This is a genomic window from Nocardioides sp. (assembly GCF_031422975.1).
GTDB lineage: Bacteria > Actinomycetota > Actinomycetes > Propionibacteriales > Nocardioidaceae > Nocardioides.
Map to the genome: position 1 here is coordinate 1 of NZ_JANPEO010000059.1, position 6,543 is coordinate 6,543.

Sequence of the window (6,543 nt, forward strand, 5' to 3'; positions counted from 1 at the left end):
CCCGAGCGTCTCCCCCGCGGCGATCCGGATCTGCGACTGCACCAGGTCGACATCGGTGACCTCCTCGGTCACCGTGTGCTCGACCTGGATGCGCGGGTTCATCTCGATGAAGACGTAGTGGCCCAGGGGGTCGAGGAGGAACTCCACGGTGCCCGCGTTGCGGTAGCCGATCTCGCGGGCGAAGCGCACCGCGTCGGCGCACATGCGCTCCCGGATGGCCGGGTCGAGGTTGGGCGCGGGCGCGATCTCGACGACCTTCTGGTGACGTCGCTGCACCGAGCAGTCGCGCTCGAAGAGGTGGATCACGTTGCCCTCGCCATCGGCCAGGATCTGCACCTCGATGTGGCGCGGTTCGCTGACGGCCTGCTCGATGAACACGGTCGGGTCGCCGAAGGCGGCCTCGCCCTCGCGCATGCAGGTCTCGATCGCCTCGCGCAGCTGCGAGCGGTCGTCGACCCTGCGCATGCCGCGGCCACCACCTCCCGCCACCGCCTTGACGAAGAGGGGTTCGGGGATCTCCTGCGCGGCCGCGATCAGGACGTCCACGTCGGTGCCGGGCTCGACGCTGCGCAGAGTCGGGACACCGGCGGCCCTCGCCGCGGCGATCGCGCGGGCCTTGTTGCCCGTCAGCGTCAGCACCTCGGACGTCGGGCCGATGAAGGTGATGCCGGCATTGGCACAGGCCTCGGCCAGCGTGGGGTTCTCGGACAGGAAGCCGTAGCCCGGATAGACGGCGTCGGCACCGGCCTTCAGCGCCACCGCCACGATCGCGTCCGGGTCGAGGTAGGCCCGGACGGGGTGTCCGCGCTCGCCGATCTCGTAGGCCTCGTCAGCCTTCAGTCGATGCTCGGACCAGCGGTCCTCGTGAGGGAAGACCGCCACGGTGCGCGCGCCGATCTCGAAGGCCGCTCGGAATGCTCGGATCGCAATCTCGCCGCGGTTGGCGACCAACACCTTGGAGAACATGGCGGCACGCTATCGAGTGCACCCGTGGGGCTCGTTGCTACTCGTCCGTACGACGGTCACCTTCGCTGCCGCGGCGCACGATCGGCCCGGATGAATCGTGCCGACATGTGGACGCGCGGCTTCCCACCGAGGACGTGATGGCTTTTACCCGCCCACGTCGAACACCACAGCGGCATGGCCCTGGCATCATCGGAGGGCGTCGACCTGGACATCGAGCTCGCTGCGGCGGGCCACAGCGACGTCGTCCGGGCCCAACAGCACACCCTGGAGACCCTCGGCATCCAGGACCGGCTCGAGGACGTGCTGATCACCCTCGGCACGCAGTACCACCTGATCCGCCTCCTGCCGGACGCGATGTTCCTCTACCTCGTGCTGGACAGGTCGCGGGCCAACCTCGCGTTGGCCCGGCACCGCCTCGCGGCAGTGTCGCGCGAGCTCGTGGTCTGAGCGACCACGAGGCCGCGCGAGCGGCAACCGCCTCGCTGACACAATGGCGGGTGTGCGAACACCGTCCTCCTCCGCTGCACTGCGTGCCGCCCTGCTCGTCGTCGTCGTGCTGGCTGCCACTGCGTGCTCCGGAGCGAGCGGGATCGACGCTGACATGCTCGAGCCGGACTCGTTCGGCACCCTGCCGTCCGACGTCGACTACGTCGCGCTCGGCGACTCCTACAGCGCCGGGCCGCTGATCACGACCATCCGTTCTGATCCCTCGGGCTGCGTGCGCTCGACCGACAACTACCCGGCCTTCCTCGCCGGCTGGCTCTCGGTCGCGACCTACACCGACGTCACCTGCTCGGGGGCCGACACGCGCGATCTCATTTCTCGCCAGCGACTCCTGGACGGCAAGCGGGTCGCCCCGCAGCTCGACGCGCTCGCGGCCGACACCGACCTGGTCACGCTCGGCATCGGCGGCAACGACTTCGGCATCTTCTCCTCGCTCATCGACTGCGTCGAGGGCTGCTCGCCGGGTCGCCAACGTGGCCTGCTGCGAGCCGCGGGACGGGTCGAGCAGCGCGTGGCCGGCGCCGTACGCGCCATCGCGAAGCGGGCACCCGAGGCCGAGATCTACGTCGTGGGCTACCCCCAGGTGCTGCCGGAGCAGGAGACCTGCCCTGCCGTCGCGCTGCCGCCGGCCCAGCTCGCGGCAGCCGCTCGCATCGCGCTCCGCCTCAACGACTCCCTACGGGCAGGGTCGGAGGCCGAGGGTGCGTCGTACGTCGACCTGGGCCCGGCCTCGCAGGGACACGACGTCTGCGCGGGCAAGGCCGCCTGGATCAACGGTCCGCAACTGAGGCTGGGCATCGCCGCGCCGTTCCACCCCATGCTTGCCGGCATGCGCGGGGTGGCGGGCGAGGTCTTCGCTGCCGTCACCGGGGAAGAGGCGCCGGCGGGGGAGCGGGCCGCTCCTCCGCGTGACTCGCTGGTGAGGAACTAGGCCGCGGCAGCACGCCGGTCAATCCGGTCCAGCTGCCCTGGCGTCACGACCCGTTCTCGCGCCACCACGCGACCGACTCCCGGAGCCCGGTGTCGAGCGGAGTCGGGCCCAGCCCTAGGCGCTGCTCACTGGCCCTGGAGTCGAGAACGAACGGCTGGTCGAACATGTAGCCCGTCTCCGCGAGCTCCTTCATGCTGCGAGACACCACGCCGATCGTCTTCATGGCCCAGATCGGGATGGATGACATGCGCGGCACCGGCACGCCGGCCGTCGCCGCGACCCGCTCGATGAGCTGGCGCTGCGTGATGGCCGGCGCAGTCGGAGCGTGCAGGAACGAGTTCCACAGCTCGGGGGTCGCCGCGGCGCGGATCATCGCGGCTGCGAGGTCGGGCACGAAGGTGAAGGAGTGCGGCTCGTCGAGACTGCCGACGACCCGCATCGTCCTGCCCGCGAGCACGGTCGGGATGAGGCGTTCGCCCGCGTGTGACATCAGCACGCGCGGACCGTAGAAGTCGGACGCCGCGACGCTGATCGTCGGCGTGGTCGAGGCCGCACGCTGCGCCAGGAGGTCGGTCCGGACGCCGAGCTTGCCGCGCGTGGCCACTCGCGGCAGGTCGACGGTCATCGGGCCGTCGACCGGCCCGTAGCTGTAGAGACTCTCGGGGAAGACCACGACGGCACCGATCCTGCCCGCACCGGCAAGCACCACCTGCTCCGCCGCCGGCAGCTCGGCCCTCCAGGCCCGGACGTCGTACGCCGACCCGTGGATGCAGTGGTGGATCACCGACGCCCCGTCGAAGGCAGCATCGAGCTGGTCGGGCCGGGACACGTCGACCCGCCGGCGCTCGATCAGCGCGTGCTCCGGGCCGCTGCCGGAACGGGTCAGCAACCGGACCTCCTGGCCGGACTCGGCCAGCTGCAGGGCGATGGTCGAGCCGACGGGTCCGGCTCCGGTGACGACGTGGGCAGCGGTCATGGCGACTCCTGAGAATGGAGAGAGCAGTGCTCTCGTTTCATCCAGCATGAACGGTCGCGGAGCAGAATGCAAGAGCACTGCTCTCTTCCGAGACAGATGCTTCCATTCGTGTCATGATCCGGACATGACGGAAGCCACGACTCCTCGAGCGCGGGCTCGCGAGCAGACCATGCGTGACATCGTCCGGATCGGCCGGGCGCACCTCGCCACTGACGGTGCAGCCGCGCTCTCGTTGCGTGCCATCGCCCGTGACATCGGCATCGTCTCGTCCGCCGTCTATCGCTACGTCGCGAGTCGGGACGAGCTGCTGACGCTGCTGGTCATCGACGGTTTCGACGAGCTGGGCGACGCCGTGGACGAGGCCCTGGCGTCGGTCGACGAGACCGACTTCGCCGGGCGCCTCACGGCGATCGGTCGCGCGGTGCGCGCCTGGGCGCTGGCCGAGCCGGCAACATACGCACTGCTGTTCGGAAGCCCGGTGCCGGGCTATCACGCGCCGTCCGAGCAGACCACCGGTCCGGGCACCCGGGTGATCGCCAGGCTGGTCGAGGTCTGGGAGGCGGCGTGGATCGCCGGGGCCATGACTGCAGGCGAGGAGGCCGTGTCGCCGCGACGGCTGGGTCGGGACCTGGCCCGCATCCGGCGCGAGCAGGGCATCACCGCCCCCGACGAGCTGATCGCGCGCGGGGTCCTGATGTGGGCAGCGCTCTTCGGCTGCGTCAGCTTCGAGGTGTTCGGTCAGTACGGACCGGACTCGTTCACGCAGCCGCGGGACCTCTTCGAGCACCACTTGAGGGTGCTCATCGAGATGGTGGGGCTGAGCTAGTCCTTGAGCTCGCAGATGACGGCACCGTTGGTGACGGTGGCGCCGACCTCGGCCTGGAGGCCGGTCACGGTGCCCGCCTGGTGGGCCTTGAGGGGCTGCTCCATCTTCATCGCCTCGAGGACGACGATGACGTCACCCTCGGCGACCGCCCGGCCCTCCTCGACGGCGACCTTGACGATGGTGCCCTGCATCGGGGAGGTGACCGAGTCACCCGACGCGGCAGCACCGGCCTTCTTGGCCGCCCGCTTGGGCTTCTTCGGCGTGCCGCCGGCACCGGCTCCGCCCGACAGGCCACCGAGCCCGGCGGGGAGCACGACCTCCAGGCGGCGACCCCCGACCTCCACGGTGACCGTCTGGCGCTCGCCGGTCTCCTCGGCCTCGGCCGAGTCGCCCGCGTAGGGCGTGATCTGGTTGTCGAAGTCGGTCTCGATCCAGGTCGTGTAGACGGTGAACTCGCCCTCGCCGGACGGCGTCGAGGCCCCGACGTAGGCGGGGTCGACGACCACCGCCTGGTGGAAGGGAATGACCGTCGGCATGCCGTCGACCTCGAACTCGGCCAGCGCTCGACGCGAGCGCTCGAGGGCCTGGGTGCGGTCGCGACCGGACACGATCAGCTTGGCGATCAGGGAGTCGAAGTTGCCCGGAATCGTCTCGCCCTTGACGTAGCCACCGTCGACGCGGATGCCTGGGCCCTGCGGCGGGCTCCACTCCGTCAGGGTGCCCGGGGCCGGCATGAAGTTGCGGCCACCGTCCTCGGCGTTGATGCGGAACTCGATCGAGTGGCCGATGACCTCGGGGTCACCGAAGCCGAGCTCTTCACCGGCAGCGATGCGGAACATCTCGCGGACGAGGTCGATGCCGGTGACCTCCTCCGAGACACAGTGCTCGACCTGGAGGCGGGTGTTGACCTCGAGGAAGGAGATCGTGCCGTCCTTGGCGACGAGGAACTCGCACGTGCCGGCGCCGACGTAGTTGGCCTCCCTGAGGATCGCCTTGGACGACTCGTAGAGGGTGGCCACCTGGTCGTCGGTCAGGAACGGCGCGGGCGCCTCCTCGACGAGCTTCTGGTGGCGACGCTGCAGTGAGCAGTCGCGGGTCGAGACGACCACCACATTGCCGTGCCGGTCCGCCAGGCACTGGGTCTCGACGTGGCGCGGCTTGTCGAGGAACTTCTCGACCAGGCACTCTCCGCGACCGAAGGCGGTGACGGCCTCGCGCACGGCCGACTCATAGGCCTCGGGGATCTCCTCGAGCGTCTGGGCGACCTTGAGGCCACGGCCACCGCCGCCGAAGACGGCCTTGATCGCGACCGGCAGCCCGTAGGCCTTCGCGAACTCGACGATCTCGTCGGCGTCCTTGACCGCGTCCTTGAGGCCGGGGGCCAACGGGGCGTTGGCCTTCTCCGCGATGTGCTTGGCCCTGGCCTTGTCGCCGAGGGCCTCGATGGACGCCGGGGACGGCCCGATCCAGATCAGGCCGGCGTCGAGCACGGCCTGGGCGAAGCCGGCGTTCTCGGCCAGGAAGCCGTAGCCGGGGTGCACGGAGTCGGCGCCGGAGTCGGCCGCGACCTTGAGGATCTTGTCGATGTCCAGGTAGGTCTCGGCCGGTGTTGCACCGCCCAGGGCGTATGCCTCGTCGGCGAAGCGCACGAACTGCGCGTCCCGGTCGGGGTCGGCATAGACCGCGACACTGCCGATGCCGGCGTCCTTGCAGGCGCGAATGACGCGCACTGCGATCTCGCCACGATTGGCGATGAGGACCTTCTGCAACCCCTGGTTCTCGGGCACGAACGACTCCTGGCTTCCTCGACGACTACTTCGCGGACACTATCGTCCCCGGTGCGGTCGGCTGACCGAGGTGTCAGTCCCGCACCGGAGCCGGATAGGCGTGAACGGCGCCACGGACCCCTATGCGCACGTGGTCACCGGCGGCCGGCGCGGTCGGACCCGCCACCCGCGCCACCAGGGCCGCACCCGCGACACTCAGCCGGATCGCCGCGTCGTGGCCGTAGAAGCTCACCTCGTCGACGCGTGCCTCCACGCCGCCCGGGTCGAGCACGACCTGGTCGGGCCGGATCACGAGGATCACCTCATCGGCCGAGGCGGGGTGCGTCATGGTGACGGGGCCCAGAGCGCACGTCGCCGAGCGTCCCGATCCGGCGAGCCCGCGAAGCGAGGTGGCGCCGCCGACGAAGCGCGCGAGCTCGGGGTCGTGCGGGGTGAGATAGACGTCGGCGGGGGAGCCGGCCTGGATCAGTCGCCCGTCGCGCAGGACCGCCACCTGGTCGGACAGCGAGAGTGCCTCGGACTGGTCGTGCGTGACGAGCAGCCCGGTCGCCCG

General features: G+C 70.3%; 7 protein-coding genes. 3 read left to right on the forward strand and 4 right to left on the reverse strand.

Annotation, left to right across the window (positions count from 1 at the left end):
- The coding region (locus RMO85_RS01995; RefSeq protein WP_310526156.1) for a biotin carboxylase N-terminal domain-containing protein at positions 1 to 966 on the reverse strand (966 nt) is incomplete at its 3' end.
- 174 nt (positions 967 to 1,140) lie between these two features.
- Here RMO85_RS01995 and RMO85_RS02000 point away from each other — a divergent pair.
- Positions 1,141 to 1,413, forward strand: a complete 273-nt coding sequence (locus RMO85_RS02000; RefSeq protein WP_310526157.1) for a hypothetical protein — start codon at positions 1,141 to 1,143, stop codon at positions 1,411 to 1,413.
- A 52-nt stretch (positions 1,414 to 1,465) separates the two neighbouring features.
- Positions 1,466 to 2,401, forward strand: coding sequence for an SGNH/GDSL hydrolase family protein (locus tag RMO85_RS02005; RefSeq protein ID WP_310526158.1), 936 nt, complete (start codon positions 1,466 to 1,468; stop codon positions 2,399 to 2,401).
- Between the two features lie 43 nt (positions 2,402 to 2,444).
- Here the strand turns inward: RMO85_RS02005 and RMO85_RS02010 are convergent, their stop codons facing one another.
- The gene (locus tag RMO85_RS02010; protein WP_310526159.1) at positions 2,445 to 3,377 is read right to left on the reverse strand and encodes an NAD-dependent epimerase/dehydratase family protein; all 933 of its coding nucleotides are present in this window, start codon (positions 3,375 to 3,377) and stop codon (positions 2,445 to 2,447) included.
- 124 nt (positions 3,378 to 3,501) lie between these two features.
- Here RMO85_RS02010 and RMO85_RS02015 point away from each other — a divergent pair, with 124 nt between their 5' ends.
- Positions 3,502 to 4,203, forward strand: coding sequence for a TetR/AcrR family transcriptional regulator (locus tag RMO85_RS02015; RefSeq protein WP_310526160.1), 702 nt, complete (start codon positions 3,502 to 3,504; stop codon positions 4,201 to 4,203).
- Here the strand turns inward: RMO85_RS02015 and RMO85_RS02020 are convergent.
- A complete protein-coding gene (locus RMO85_RS02020; protein ID WP_397202850.1) occupies positions 4,200 to 5,972 on the reverse strand; it encodes an acetyl/propionyl/methylcrotonyl-CoA carboxylase subunit alpha in 1,773 nt (590 codons plus the stop codon). The genes RMO85_RS02015 and RMO85_RS02020 overlap by 4 nt on opposite strands.
- Before the next feature lie 91 nt (positions 5,973 to 6,063).
- The coding region (locus tag RMO85_RS02025) for a TOBE domain-containing protein (protein ID WP_310526162.1) at positions 6,064 to 6,543 on the reverse strand (480 nt) is incomplete at its 5' end.